Origin of the sequence: Parashewanella tropica (assembly GCF_004358445.1) — a bacterium.
In the GTDB taxonomy this organism is placed as follows: domain Bacteria; phylum Pseudomonadota; class Gammaproteobacteria; order Enterobacterales; family Shewanellaceae; genus Parashewanella; species Parashewanella tropica.
Window position 1 is genome coordinate 4,208,545 of the sequence record NZ_CP037951.1, and the last position, 13,647, is coordinate 4,222,191.

Below are 13,647 nucleotides of genomic sequence, written 5' to 3' on the forward strand. Positions count from 1 at the left end.
AGACAGAAGCGTGTGTTACAGCATGCCACCTAGTGGGTTGGTGAACAGCATGAACAATGCAATACCCACACCGATCATAGTTACGGCGTCAAGTAGACCCGCTACGATGAACATCTTAACTTGAAGCATAGGAGCCATTTCTGGTTGACGAGCAGCGCCTTCCAAGAACTTACCACCTAATAGGCCGAAACCGATTGCAGTACCTAATGCACCCATACCAATCAGTAGAGCAACAGCGATTGCTGTCATACCTAAAATCGTTTCCATCTTTATCTCCGATTCTAAATCTAATTTAGTTGTTTGATTTAGTTAAAAAATTTTCTTCAGCAATCCTTAATGATCTTCATGTGCCATGCTTAAGTAAACAATGGTCAACATCATGAAGATAAACGCCTGCAGGGTAATAACTAGAATGTGGAAGATTAACCAACCTAAGTGTAATGTCACACCTAGAGCGGAAAGTGCCAAGTTAGTACCGTACATTAGCGCAATAAGGATGAAGATCAACTCACCCGCGTACAAGTTACCGAACAAACGCAAAGCCAATGAAATTGGTTTAGCGATAAGTGTTACGGATTCGAGCAGGAGGTTGACTGGTATCATTGCCCAATGGTTAAAAGGCTGTAATGTCAGTTCTTTCGCAAAACCTGATACACCTTTGACTTTAATGCTGTAATAAATGATCAGCACAAACACACCTAAAGCTAAACTGAAGGTAATGTTAAGGTCCGTTGAAGGTACCACTTTCAAGTATGGAATACCCATCGCCATAGCTAACTCAGGTAGCCAGTCAACAGGGATCATATCCATGAAGTTCATCAGGAAGATCCATACGAAAATGGTCAACGCAAGAGGTGCAATCAGAGCGTTTTTACCGTGGAAAGTCTCTTTAACACTGTTGTCGACAAATTCAACAATCATCTCTACAAAGCACTGAAGCTTTCCAGGGACGCCTGTTGTCGCTTTTTTGGCAACAGAGCGGAATAACCACAAGAAAAGAACACCCAAACCTACCGAAAAGAACAATGAATCAGCGTGCCATGCCCAAACCCCATCACCAACGGTTAAATTGGTAAGGTGATGTTGGATATAGCCCTGCGGTGTTAGCGCTTCACCAGATGCAGCCATGATTCATCCCACTTAACTTTGCTTGAAGTATAAAGGCGCCGTCCAATGCACCATCAGCGCTAATAGATAACCGACAAATACCGGCATAAAACCGAATTTGAATACGCTAAATATCAACGAGAATAATGCTATTGTCAGCAGCAACTTTACCGCTTCCCCCCAGTAAAAGCTTTTTAAGACTTTATCTGCTTGGCTTGCTCCCGAACGAGAGAAAGCAAGGGTTGCGAACACAAAATTAGGAACTACAGCAACAAGCCCCCCTGCAAACGCAGCGAGCCCATATTGTAATTCCCATACGATAGAGAAGATGATAAAACTGACGACAGACACCACAGCTTGAGCCAAAACCAGTTTATAGGCGGCACTACGGCCACGACGAGCTAAAATCGCAGTCAAATTACCCTCTCCATTCCCATACTTTTTTTATCAGTATTTGCCTTGATTTTTTGATCCAAAGCAAATCAGACAAAAAAGCTGGCGAAAGTATACCTAAGTGGGGTTTCAATGCAACTTTGTAAACACGAAAATAGCGGGTTTGCAATCAGAACAATGGAAAACAGGCTGTCAGATCACATTAACAATTTTACGGAAGGTGATACGGCAAGTGTAAACAAATGCATAACTAGCCGTTTAAGGTGCAATATAAACGACTAGTTATAAGAGATTAGTGAATTTTACTTAAAATCCCATCCAGCTCAGACAAGTCTTGATAATTTATGACGATTTTCCCTTTGCCTTTGCTGTTATGGCTAATCGCGACTTTTGCTCCCAGCTTTTCGACTAATTGGGCTTCTAAACGTTCAACATCGCTGTCTTTTTGTTTGGGTTTTTGCTCTTTTTCTGGGCTTAAGGCTTTACTCACCAAACGCTCAGTTTCACGAACGGTTAATTCTTTCGCTACTACTTGGCGTGCTAACGTGGTTTGTAAGTCACCTTCAACCGCCAACAAGGCACGAGCATGACCCATGTCTAAATCGCCGTGCTCTAATAAACGTTTGACAGGCTCACAAAGACCATTAAGACGTAATAAATTGGTGACCGTGGTACGAGACTTACCAACGGCATCCGCCACTTGTTGATGGGTCAATTCAAATTCATTCAACAATCTATCCAGCGCGATGGCTTCTTCCATGGCATTAAGATCTTCACGCTGAATGTTTTCAATCAAGGCAATGGCAACCGCAGATTCATCCGGTACTTGCTTAACAATACAAGGCACTTTTTCTAGTTCGGCTTGCATCGATGCACGCCAGCGACGTTCACCGGCAATGATTTCGTACTTACCACTTTCAAGCTTACGCACAACGATAGGTTGAATGACGCCTTGAACACGAATGGACTCAGCCAATTCGTCCAGAGCATCGGGGGACATATCTTTACGTGGTTGGTATTTGCCCGGTGTCAGCAAGTCAACGTCGAGGCGCATCAATTCATTATGCCCTGGTACCGCTTGGTTTTGTGCCTCCGTCTTTTGCTCAGCTTCAACTTGTTGTTGCTCAAGCTTTTGTTGAGAGACTCGACTGGTACTTAATAAGGCATCCAGTCCTTTACCTAATCCACGTTTTTTCACTGTCATTTTATTTCCTTAAACCGTCGCTTTTTGCTCACTACGGCGGATAATTTCCCCCGCTAATGCCAAGTAAGCTTTGGCGCCAGCACTGGATTTATCGTAATACATGGCGGGTGCGCCAAAACTTGGGGCTTCAGCTAATCGTACGTTTCTTGGAATAACAGTACGATACACCTTGTCACCAAAGTGCTGTTTTAACTGATCAGATACATCATTGGCCAAGCGATTACGGGGATCGTACATGGTACGTAAAATACCTTCAATGCTTAACTCTGGATTTACCATAGCGGCTAATTTAGTGATGGTATCCATTAATGCTGTTAGTCCCTCTAGTGCGTAATATTCGCATTGCATTGGCACTAATACACTGTCTGCTGCAGACATGGCATTCACGGTGAGCATATTCAGAGATGGCGGACAATCAATGAAGATAAAATCATAGTGATCTTTCACGGGCGCTAAGGCATTTTTCAAGCGCACTTCACGGGCAAAAAATTCCATCAATTTGATTTCAGCCGCGGTAACATCGCCATTGGCGGCAATCAAATCGTATTTGCCACTGGAATCGTGTACTACGACTTCACTAAATGGCGTTTCATCCACCAATAGATCATAAGCGGTTCGAGTGACATCATACTTATCGATACCACTGCCCATGGTTGCATTGCCTTGAGGATCAAGGTCAATTAACAATACCTTGCGTTTAGTCGCTGCCAATGATGCCGCTAAATTCACGCAGGTGGTTGTTTTTCCCACTCCACCTTTCTGGTTCGCTACAGCAATTATTTTTCCCACATTCCTGTCCTATTTTGTCTGTAACTACAGTTTCACTAATTTAAGTAGATGACGTTGTTCTTCCAAACGTGGCACTTGTAACTCAATGGTGTCTATAACGCGATATCCTTCTGGAATTTGAGTCATTTCGTCATCGGTTAATTGCCCTTTTAACGCGTAAAAAACACCTTGCTTATTGGGCAGATGGTGACACCAATTTAACATATCTTTGACCGATGCAAAGGCACGACTCAATACACCGTCGAATCCACGTTCATCTTGATAGGCTTCCACTCGACTTTCTACCGAAGTGACATTGTGAATACCAAGTTCGAACTGCACTTGCTTTTGAAAGCGAATGCGCTTGCCAAGACTATCAAGTAATACAAATTCTTTATCTGGATTTAGTATCGCTAACGGCAATCCAGGTAAACCTGGACCGGTCCCCACATCAATAAAGCGTTGACCGTTTAAATAAGGTGAGACGACGATCGAATCGACAATATGCCTTGTAAGCATTTGTTTTGGATCACGCACCGAAGTTAAGTTATAAGCTTTGTTCCACTTATCAAGCATAGCAATCAAACCTAAAAGTTGCTGCTGTTGTTGCTCAGTAACGGTTAAATTTGCCGCTTGTAGATCTAACGCCAATTGCTGCTTTAACTCTGATGTCATGCTCAGGTTCACCAAATCCAGTTAAAAAGAGTAATCGGATATTATGAAGCCCAACAAACAACAAGGGAAGACATTCGTCTTCCCTTATTCAATTTTTTCGATTATTTTGCTGACTTAGGTGCTAGTTTTTACGCAAAAGACCACGCTTTTTCAAATGCACCAACAAAATCGAAATCGCGGCAGGAGTGATCCCTGAAATACGCGAAGCCTGACCAATGGTTTCAGGTTTGGCATCGTTAAGCTTACCAATCACCTCATTGGATAACCCAGGCACTTCTTGATAATCCAGATCACTTGGAAGACCAGTATTTTCATTGCGCTGCTGCTTTTCAATCTCTTGCTGCTGGCGTTGAATGTATCCTGAGTATTTCACCTGAATTTGCACTTGCTCAGCGGCTAGTGGATCTTTCAAAGATGGGCCAAACCCTTCAATCGCAGTCAGTTTGTCATAATTCATTTCTGGACGACGCAATAATTCTTCAAATGTCGCTTCACGTGAAATCGGCGTATTCAAATGCGGGTTTAAGTGATCAACTAACTCTGAATTTGGGTGTACCCAATGACTGCGTAGTCGTTGAAGTTCTTGTTCAATCGCTTCTTTTTTGTCGCTAAAGGCTTGCCAGCGCGCATCGTCCACTAAGCCAAGCTCACGACCTTTTTCCGTCAAACGCATATCAGCATTGTCTTCACGAAGCAGTAAACGATATTCGGCACGACTGGTAAACATACGATAAGGCTCTTTAGTGCCTAATGTTGATAAATCATCAACCAATACGCCAAGATAAGCTTCGTCACGGCGTGGACACCAGGACTCTTTACCTTGAACTTGCAGCGCCGCATTCATACCAGCTAATAAGCCTTGAGCGCCCGCTTCCTCATAACCCGTTGTACCGTTAATTTGACCCGCAAAGAACAGACCATCAATATATTTGGTCTCTAGCGAGTTTTTAAGATCACGTGGATCAAAGTAATCGTACTCAATAGCGTAACCAGGACGAATGATCTGGGCATTTTCCATGCCTTTGATGGATCGAACTAAATTGAGTTGTACATCAAACGGAAGACTGGTTGAGATCCCATTTGGGTAGATCTCATTCGTATTTAACCCTTCTGGCTCAATAAAGATCTGATGGGAGTCTTTATCGGCAAAACGCATGATCTTATCTTCAATGGATGGGCAATAGCGTGGTCCCACACCATCAATCACACCAGAATACATAGGGCTTCTGTCTAAACCACCACGAATGATGTCATGGGTTTGTTCATTGGTATGGGTGATATGGCAACTGATCTGTTCAGGATGTTGCTCAACATTGCCCAAGAATGACATTACAGGTAATGGATCATCGCCTTTTTGCTCTGCCATTTGTGAAAAATCTAAGCTATTAGCATCAAGACGAGGTGGCGTACCGGTTTTTAACCGTCCCATACGCATCGGCAGTTCTTGTAAACGCTTGGCGAGACTGATAGACGGTGGATCACCAGCGCGACCACCACTGTAATTTTCAAGTCCAATGTGGATCTTGCCGCTTAAAAAAGTGCCCGCCGTTAATACAACGGTTTTAGCGCGAAACGCTAAGCCCATTTGGGTAACGACACCGACAACGCGATCATTTTCAATCACTAAATCATCAGCGGATTGTTGAAATAGACGTAAATTAGGCTGACTTTGTAAGATCTGCTGAATTTTAGCTTTATATAAATTGCGATCCGCTTGGGCACGAGTCGCACGTACCGCTGGACCTTTGCTTGAGTTTAAGGTGCGAAATTGAATACCTGCATGATCCGTTGCAATTGCCATTGCACCACCAAGCGCATCGATCTCTTTAACTAAATGTCCTTTACCTATACCCCCGATCGCGGGGTTACATGACATTTGACCTAATGTATCAATGTTATGAGTCAATAATAGGGTTTGAGATCCCATTCTCGCTGCCGCTAAAGCGGCTTCTGTTCCAGCATGACCACCACCCACTACGATGACATCAAACGCTTCATGAAACTGCATTTCACACCTTTAAATTTGCGTAATATCGCTAAGACGATCGTTAACACCGAGAAAACCACTTTATGTTTGATCAAGGTGCCAGTAAGCAGCGTAGTTTACCACTTTACCCACAATGAGTGAATGATGAAGTGATGGACTTTTTGATCAAAGGATCAGGCATATAATATATAAAGATCTATATAAAGATCTTTTATTATTACTTATTATTAAGTAACACCATTTCTGTGCGCAACAAGATAAAAGCTATATATATCAATGGCTAACAAGGGGTTTGATCGTGTGATCAGTTTGCGATCAATCTTCAGATAAGCTGGGGATAGATCTATGGGTTATCCACAGCACGGATCATCTTCATTTTGGGTGTCGATCTTATTCCGGCTTGATCAGAGCTAGATCCAAGTTTACCCACAGAGTTATCCAAAGATTGAATAACCCGTGAGTAATGGCGATCAAAGATGTGGGAAAGTTGAAAGAATATTCGGAAGGGCTAGTTTATTTGATCTTTCCAGTCTTCTAACCATGCGATAGCGGTGTCTTCTGGAAGGTTTTCATCTAAAACATCGATCTGGATCTTATCCACAAATGATGCAGCGCCGAGTTGTTGAAAACTTTGGATCAAAGTTTCAGGTCCTTGGCAAAAAGTGTCATAACTGGAGTCACCAATGGCACAGATCGCAAATTTTACTTGGGAAAGATCAGGTTTTTGATCTACTAATTGTTGTGCGAATGGCTGGATATTATCGGGCAATTCACCTGCGCCGTGAGTGGAAGATACAAGCAACCAGATCCCATTTTGAGGGATTTCGTCCAGATTGGGTTCAAGGTGTTGAGTGACTTCATGTTCTTCTAATAAAGCGATCAGTTCATCTGATACATACTCAGCACCACCCATAGTGGTACCGACAATTACTTCAATTTTTGCCATTTAGTTTACCTACAAGTGTTCTTTAAAATGCATATTAGCATTGAAAACTGATGTAATTCGATAACCCATGTAGGGTAAAGTGAGTGAAATATTCTTCATTTTGGGTGTGTGAAGTATGAAATATGTAATGTCCCTGGTCGTGTTATTCAGTTTGATGGGCTGTCAGGCTAACTCTGTTTCTCAGAATACTAATCAACCAACAAACCAAGCTTTTTATAAAATAATAAGCTTAGATAGCGGTCAGCACATTGTGGTGAGTGTACCCAAGCAAGAGCCTGAAAGTATTGGCAGTTATAGTGTGCGTTTATATGGTATTTCGGAGCCCGCCTTTCCTTTTGATAATTTTATTTCGGGGATGATACAAGAGCGAGATGGATCCATTGTGGCGGTGGATGTGATTAAACAATCAAAAACACAAACGATTGTTCAAATTATCATGCAAAGTGCAGGCAGTGGTGGATATTTGCAAAAAGCTCACTACCTCATCAAAGGGAGAACTTTAACCTTTACTGGCTTTAAATGAATCAAAACGGTATGGCTAATTGTTGCTCTGGAAGAAATTGAGAACGCTGAGTAAAGTAAGGATTTTTTCCGTAAATATGCAGTGATAGTGTTGGTTCGTTGGTGAGATTTTTAACACAATGAATCGCATCACTGCCTAATGTTAATACTGTAGTTGGGCTTACGGCTATGGTTTTATCTTCTTCCAGTTCGACTTCTCCCTCATATACAACAGGGGTTACAGCTCGCCATAAAGTATTGGTTTCTGTTCCTATAATTCCTGTCACTAACGCCCATGTATTGTGGTTGTGTATTGGGGTCGTACTTCCTGGCATCCAACTAATTAAAGTAATAAAAAGCCCATGGTTTTCACCTTCAAATAACGGGAATAATTGATAATCCATTCCTGTATCTATGGTGTTTTCATCCACCTTAGGACATTGTTGAGTTTGAGCAAGTTGTTTGGTAATGGGCGTTAGTTGTTTGAGTAATAGCATTTCATCACTCTGGCTCTGGATGAGTGCTTGAATTTTATCGATATATTGTTGAATGCTTGAGATCATTGTTTGGGTTAACTGACTTCAGTAGGTTCACAATAGTCAATTTGGTTGCGAGTCATCAACTAACTTAACAAAATTTAATTCTGAGAAAAGTAAGAATTTACTGGTATTTATATGCAGTGAAGCGCTGCTTATCTATGTGAATATGTTCACTTTAGAATTTATTATTGAATCATTTGTTTATAGAGGGGTCGTAACAGTTAATAACTCTTTTGGAAAGTGAGTAATTAAAGCTGCTGGATAGATTTGTTTCTGTTTTTATTGGATGATTTAACAATAATGGATGATAAAAAACAAAAGGATATCGATGAAGAACATTTTATAGAGCGTGATTACGTTATAGATCTAGAGCCTACTGTGAATGTGGCTAATAAAGGGCTTTCTCTAACTGAAAAAAAACATAACTTATTTATTGTATACAGCATTTTTTGGGCACTTTTTCTAAATATTGTCTTTATTCTTTTTATTAATATCAATTTAGTTACAGTTAAATTCCATAAAGCGACAAATACAAAGGATGAACAAGTCCCGAAAATTCATTCTTATTTATATGTTGCAAGAAAAAAAGCCAAACCGATTGAACCTGAAAAAGAGAGTTTTTCTAAGCTCATTGATAAAAAGGCTTTAACAACCTTGCCAGAAGTATCTTCTAGTCCCTCTGTTCATCAAACGACCGTTAAAACCAAAATGGAGAAGAGCAATAAGTTACTTGAATCCAAACAAGCTGAAATATCAATAAAAGATATCAAAGCGATGACACTATCCTACCTCTCTAGGAAGAAAAGCGAAGGAATATACAGCGCTGCAAGTGAATATGCCAAATTACAAACCCAAGTCGGTACACTTAGTGAAATCACCCCTTCAGTTAAACCTTTATGGACGCCTGAAGCTGAGAAACTCGAGGATAAAGCGTTAATCCACTCTGTATTGGATCCCAATCGGATAATCAAAAAAGGGCACATTTGTCATAGAGTTATAAAAATTGGTAATAAGTTGAAACCAGATTCAGAAATTCTTGGATACCCCTTTAAGTGTGGTGAGTCGGATACAGATATTGCTTTGAAAGAAGCGCTTCAAAATAGAATGCAGAATATTAAATAGAGGTATTTACCAGCCTACTTAAAATAGAGGCTGGTAGCATGTAATCGTAATTATCTGTTTAAATTGGTTATTTTCCAATACAAAACGAGCTAAAGATTTTCCCAAGTAAATCATCTGAGGTAAATTCACCGGTAATTTCAGACAGTGCCATTTGGGTCATTCGCAGTTCTTCTGCTAGTAATTCACCCGCCATATAGACATCAAGTTGTTCTTTACCTTGCAGTAAGTATTGAGTTGCCAGATCCAAAGCTTCTAAGTGACGGCGGCGAGCGATAAAGCCACCTTCGAGGTTGCTTTGATAACCCATTAAGGTTTTTAAATGTTCTTTTAGGCTGTCGACGCCTTCTCCAGTTTTGGCTGAAATACCAAATACTGGGTGATCTTTGGATTCATTATCATGAGCACCAAGTGTCTCTTCTGTTATATCTGCTTTATTGCGAATGACGGTGATCCCAAGGTTTTTAGGAAGACGATCAATAAAATCTGGCCAAATATCGTGGGGATCGACAGAGTCTGTCGTAGTGCCATCGACCATAAATAGCACACGATCAGCACGGTCGATTTCTTCCCACGCGCGCTCAATCCCTATTTTTTCAACCGCATCTTGGGTATCACGTAACCCTGCCGTATCAATGATGTGCAGTGGCATACCATCCAAATGTACGTGTTCACGCAGCACGTCGCGAGTGGTACCAGCAATATCAGTCACAATTGCAGACTCTTTTCCTGCAAGCGCATTCAGCAGTGAGGATTTACCGGCATTTGGGCGACCAGCAATCACCACTTTCATGCCTTCACGCATGATGGCACCTTGTTGAGCACTGGCTGTGACGTTATCGAGATTACCGATAATTTGATTAAGCTTATTGGCAATCTTGCCATCACTTAAAAAGTCGACTTCTTCGTCAGGGAAATCAATCGCGGCTTCAACGTACAAACGCAGGTTAGTGACATCGTCCACCAGCTGATGAATGTGATTGGAAAATTCACCTTGCAGAGAGTGCAGGGCGCTTTTAGCCGCTTGTTCACTAGAGGCATCAATGAGATCGGCAATGGCTTCAGCTTGGGCTAAATCCAGCTTATCATTCATAAAGGCTTGTTCGCTGAATTCGCCAGGTTTGGCGGTGCGAACGCCTTGAACTTCAAGCACACGTTTAATGAGCATATCCAGCACGACTTGACCGCCGTGACCTTGAAGTTCAAGCACATCTTCACCGGTAAAAGAGTTAGGACCTTTGAAGAACAGCGCAATACCTTGGTCGATAACGCTATTGTCTTGATGTTTGAAATCACAGTAATCGGCGTAACGCACCTTAGGAATATGACCAAGCACGGATTGGGCAACTTGCTCAGCTAATGGACCTGAAATTCGAATAATGCCAACGCCTCCACGACCGGGTGCGGTAGCTTGGGCAACAATGGTATCTGTGGTCACGGTACTTTCCTGTGATTTGTTTATATGGACTGTAAAAGGCTACTTGTTTTTTATTAATACCACTTGGATGGAAATGGCATTAATAAAAAAGGCGGCTTAATGGCCGCCTTTATATTATCACTTAGCTAATACTGATTTTATTACTTATTTTCAGCTTTTTTAGCCAGTTTTGCGTAAATGATCTTTTGCTGAGTGATAGCCACAAGGTTACCCACTACCCAGTAAAGTACGATACCTGATGGCATCCATAGGAAGAACACCATAAAGATAAGCGGCATGTACTGGATCATCTTCTGCTGCATTGGGTCCATTTGTGGTGACATTGGTTGCATTTTTTGCATTAACCACATGGTTGCACCCATTAATACAGGCAGAACATAGTATGGATCTTTAACAGACAAGTCGGTGATCCATAACATGAATGGCGCATGACGCAACTCGTAACTTTCAATCAATACCCAGTAAAGCGCGATGAAGATTGGCATTTGCAACAAGATAGGTAAACAGCCACCCATAGGGTTTACTTTTTCTTTCTTATACAGTTCCATCATAGCTTGACCCATCTTTTGACGGTCATCGCCATAGCGCTCTTTCAACGACTGTAACTTAGGTTGTAAGTCACGCATTTTCGCCATCGAGGTGTATTGCTTTTTGGTGAGCGGGTATAAACCACCACGAACCACTAATGTGATCAGGATAATCGCCACACCCCAGTTACCCACAACCGATTGGAAGAACATCAATAACCAGTGGATAGGTAGAGCTAGCCACCAAAGGAAACCGTAATCTACTACTAGATTTAAGGTTGGTGAAAGTGCAGATAGAGCTTCTTGATCTTTTGGACCCACATAAAACTCAGAGTGGATACTTTGCGAAGTACCAGGCTGAACGTCGTATACCGCACCACGGAAACCAATATTGGCTAAGCCACCCGCACTGGTACTGGTATAAATGGTGTTTTTATCACCTGCTGGCGGTACCCAAGCCGACACAAAGTAGTGTTGCAGCATGGCAACCCAGCCACCCAACGTGTGTTGTTTCAGTGGGTTTTTAACCAGTTCGTCAAATTTGTACTTTTCATAACGGGTATCTTGCGTCGAAAACGCAGGACCACGGTAAGTCGGCATCATCATGCTGGTTTCATGCTCTTTGATGCTTTCTTTTAGCTGACCGTACATCTGAACTTGTAGGGCTTGGCTAGACGTGTTGTTAATGTCATAGCTGACACCAACATTGAATTTACCACGGGTGAAAGTAAAGGTTTTTACGTATTTCACGCCGTTCGCAGCGACATAAGTTAATGGCACGCTTAAGGTATCGGCACCATTTTGCATTTGATAGCTTGGTTTGGCACTGCTAAAAGTAGCGCGACCATTTACGCTATCAATACCGCCTTTACCAATCAGACCACTTTGCGCAATGTAAGTGAAATCACGGTTTTGATGCAAAATAACGAACGGCTCGTCTTTGCCTTGCTCAAGTTTGTGAGATACCAAAGCGGCATAAACAATGTCACCACCCACTGGGTTAATTTTGACATTTAATTGATCAGTGGTTACTTCAATCAATTGCGTTGAGACGTTTGCCGAAGTCGGTACGGAATGCTCCGCTTCAGGTACATCAGCAGTACCAGTATGACTGACTGCATTGCCAGTGGTTTGAGTTTGCTGTGTGCTTGGTGTGGGTTGTGGATTTTTTTCCACCTGCCACTGTTGCCACAGTAAGAAGCTCACAAGCAGCAGACCAATTAGCAATATATTGCGTTGAGATTCCATAGCCTATTTGTTACACCTGTCGTTTTTTTGAGGGACGGGATCGTTCCCGCCGGGATGTAAAGGGTGACATTTTAATATGCGTTTGATTGCAAACCAACTCCCTTTGAAAAATCCGTGGATTTTTATTGCTTCGATAGCGTATTGGGAGCAGGTTGGGACAAAGCGACACCGCGGTCCAAGAAGTGGACTGATTACAATTTGATAGGCTCGTATCAGTACGATACCTAAGAGTTGTAACGGCGACATAGTTTTCGCCATAACTTTTCCACCAACTTATGCAAAGCTGCGTTATCCATTTTTGTTACACCATGACGAACCAAGACCACAATGTCAATGGCAGGCAGATCATGTTGATGACAACGAAAACTGTCGCGAATGATACGCTTAACTCTGTTTCGACCCACGGCTAATTTCACCTGCTTTTTAGGTACAGTTAAACCCATGCGAGGATGATTTAGGTCATTGTTGACCGCTAATAGCGTGATTTCAGCAGAAGAGGCTTTGATAGGTTTGGAAAAAACAGCGGAAAATTGAGCGGGAGTTAACAGACGTAACTCCCGCGGAAAGGTATGTTGTTTATCTGTCATTAAACATTAAGCAGATAAACGAGCGCGACCTTTAGCACGACGACGTGCTAATACCTTACGACCACCTACAGTAGCCATACGGGCGCGGAAGCCGTGAGAACGCTTACGCTTAAGGTTGCTTGGTTGGAAAGTACGTTTACTCATTTTGGCAATCCGTCTTTAATCTATGGTTAACCTGACTTTCAGCCCACTTCTACATAAATAGAAACAAAGCCTAGGGTCAAAAAGAGGGCGAATTGTAATCACTTTATGTTTGCCCGTCAATATAGAAGCTAGATAAGTGTAAAAATAATGTTCACCTCGTCACTGTGGCTTGGTCAAAGGATCACTACCTCTTGTGGATAAGTCTGTGTGTGATCGCAATATGTTGTGATCTATTTGATAAATTGGCGCTAAAAATTATCCGTTAATTTGATCGCCGCTGATCACAAATTAACACGGGCGTTTGCGCTTAACAGTCTGATCACAGATCTTCTTTGATCAAAAAAGATCTCCTTGATTTTAAGGTTTTTGATCTATCTGGGGATAAATGCATTTAAAGATGGCGATCTTACGCGACAAACTATAAACTATTTAACCTTTCGGGTGATCATTTGGGGATGAGATAA

The 13,647-nt window shown here is 42.0% G+C and carries 16 protein-coding genes; 2 read left to right on the forward strand and 14 right to left on the reverse strand.

The features are described 5' to 3' along the window. Positions 1 to 15 precede the first annotated feature (15 nt). The 8 genes from atpE to mioC all read right to left on the reverse strand — a co-directional run bounded on the left by atpE (position 16) and on the right by mioC (position 7,080). Positions 16 to 267 (reverse strand): F0F1 ATP synthase subunit C, encoded by a 252-nt coding sequence (atpE, locus tag E2H97_RS18665; protein WP_121837924.1) that lies wholly within the window; start codon positions 265 to 267, stop codon positions 16 to 18. 66 nt (positions 268 to 333) lie between these two features. Further along, positions 334 to 1,128 carry a F0F1 ATP synthase subunit A gene (atpB, locus tag E2H97_RS18670; RefSeq protein WP_133408513.1) on the reverse strand — a complete coding sequence of 265 codons (795 nt, stop codon included), beginning with the start codon at positions 1,126 to 1,128 and terminating at the stop codon, positions 334 to 336. Positions 1,129 to 1,140: 12 nt separating this feature from the next. Further along, the gene (locus tag E2H97_RS18675) at positions 1,141 to 1,524 is read right to left on the reverse strand and encodes an ATP synthase subunit I (protein ID WP_133408514.1); all 384 of its coding nucleotides are present in this window, start codon (positions 1,522 to 1,524) and stop codon (positions 1,141 to 1,143) included. A 268-nt stretch (positions 1,525 to 1,792) separates the two neighbouring features. Then, a complete protein-coding gene (locus E2H97_RS18680) occupies positions 1,793 to 2,704 on the reverse strand; it encodes a ParB/RepB/Spo0J family partition protein (protein ID WP_133408515.1) in 912 nt (303 codons plus the stop codon). Between the two features lie 9 nt (positions 2,705 to 2,713). Next, positions 2,714 to 3,493, reverse strand: a complete 780-nt coding sequence (locus tag E2H97_RS18685) for a ParA family protein (protein WP_133408516.1) — start codon at positions 3,491 to 3,493, stop codon at positions 2,714 to 2,716. Between the two features lie 24 nt (positions 3,494 to 3,517). Then, positions 3,518 to 4,147, reverse strand: a complete 630-nt coding sequence (gene rsmG / locus E2H97_RS18690; protein WP_133408517.1) for a 16S rRNA (guanine(527)-N(7))-methyltransferase RsmG — start codon at positions 4,145 to 4,147, stop codon at positions 3,518 to 3,520. Positions 4,148 to 4,268: 121 nt separating this feature from the next. Continuing rightward, positions 4,269 to 6,155, reverse strand: a complete 1,887-nt coding sequence (gene mnmG, locus E2H97_RS18695; RefSeq protein ID WP_133408518.1) for a tRNA uridine-5-carboxymethylaminomethyl(34) synthesis enzyme MnmG — start codon at positions 6,153 to 6,155, stop codon at positions 4,269 to 4,271. Between the two features lie 487 nt (positions 6,156 to 6,642). Next, positions 6,643 to 7,080 carry an FMN-binding protein MioC gene (mioC, locus tag E2H97_RS18700; protein ID WP_133408519.1) on the reverse strand — a complete coding sequence of 146 codons (438 nt, stop codon included), beginning with the start codon at positions 7,078 to 7,080 and terminating at the stop codon, positions 6,643 to 6,645. A 115-nt stretch (positions 7,081 to 7,195) separates the two neighbouring features. Here mioC and E2H97_RS18705 point away from each other — a divergent pair, with 115 nt between their 5' ends. Next, a complete protein-coding gene (locus E2H97_RS18705) occupies positions 7,196 to 7,603 on the forward strand; it encodes a PliI family lysozyme inhibitor of I-type lysozyme (protein WP_133408520.1) in 408 nt (135 codons plus the stop codon). A 1-nt stretch (position 7,604) separates the two neighbouring features. Here the strand turns inward: E2H97_RS18705 and E2H97_RS18710 are convergent, their stop codons facing one another. After that, positions 7,605 to 8,144 (reverse strand): cysteine dioxygenase family protein, encoded by a 540-nt coding sequence (locus E2H97_RS18710; protein WP_133408521.1) that lies wholly within the window; start codon positions 8,142 to 8,144, stop codon positions 7,605 to 7,607. Between the two features lie 276 nt (positions 8,145 to 8,420). Between E2H97_RS18710 and E2H97_RS18715 the strand changes: the two genes are divergently transcribed. Then, positions 8,421 to 9,242, forward strand: coding sequence for a hypothetical protein (locus E2H97_RS18715; protein WP_133408522.1), 822 nt, complete (start codon positions 8,421 to 8,423; stop codon positions 9,240 to 9,242). 67 nt (positions 9,243 to 9,309) lie between these two features. Here the strand turns inward: E2H97_RS18715 and mnmE are convergent, their stop codons facing one another. From mnmE to rpmH, 5 genes are all read right to left on the reverse strand, one after another. Then, positions 9,310 to 10,677: a tRNA uridine-5-carboxymethylaminomethyl(34) synthesis GTPase MnmE gene (gene mnmE, locus E2H97_RS18720; protein ID WP_133408523.1), complete on the reverse strand. Its 1,368-nt coding sequence runs from the start codon at positions 10,675 to 10,677 to the stop codon at positions 9,310 to 9,312. Between the two features lie 140 nt (positions 10,678 to 10,817). Continuing rightward, positions 10,818 to 12,452, reverse strand: coding sequence for a membrane protein insertase YidC (yidC, locus tag E2H97_RS18725; RefSeq protein WP_133408524.1), 1,635 nt, complete (start codon positions 12,450 to 12,452; stop codon positions 10,818 to 10,820). A gap of 3 nt (positions 12,453 to 12,455) precedes the next feature. Then, a complete protein-coding gene (yidD, locus tag E2H97_RS18730) occupies positions 12,456 to 12,710 on the reverse strand; it encodes a membrane protein insertion efficiency factor YidD (RefSeq protein WP_133408525.1) in 255 nt (84 codons plus the stop codon). Then, on the reverse strand, positions 12,677 to 13,039 hold the full coding sequence (rnpA, locus tag E2H97_RS18735) for a ribonuclease P protein component (RefSeq protein WP_133408526.1): 363 nt from the start codon (positions 13,037 to 13,039) through the stop codon (positions 12,677 to 12,679). Before rnpA ends, yidD begins: the two co-directional genes overlap by 34 nt. Positions 13,040 to 13,045: 6 nt before the next feature. Next, positions 13,046 to 13,183, reverse strand: a complete 138-nt coding sequence (gene rpmH, locus E2H97_RS18740) for a 50S ribosomal protein L34 (RefSeq protein WP_006083827.1) — start codon at positions 13,181 to 13,183, stop codon at positions 13,046 to 13,048. Positions 13,184 to 13,647 lie beyond the last annotated feature (464 nt).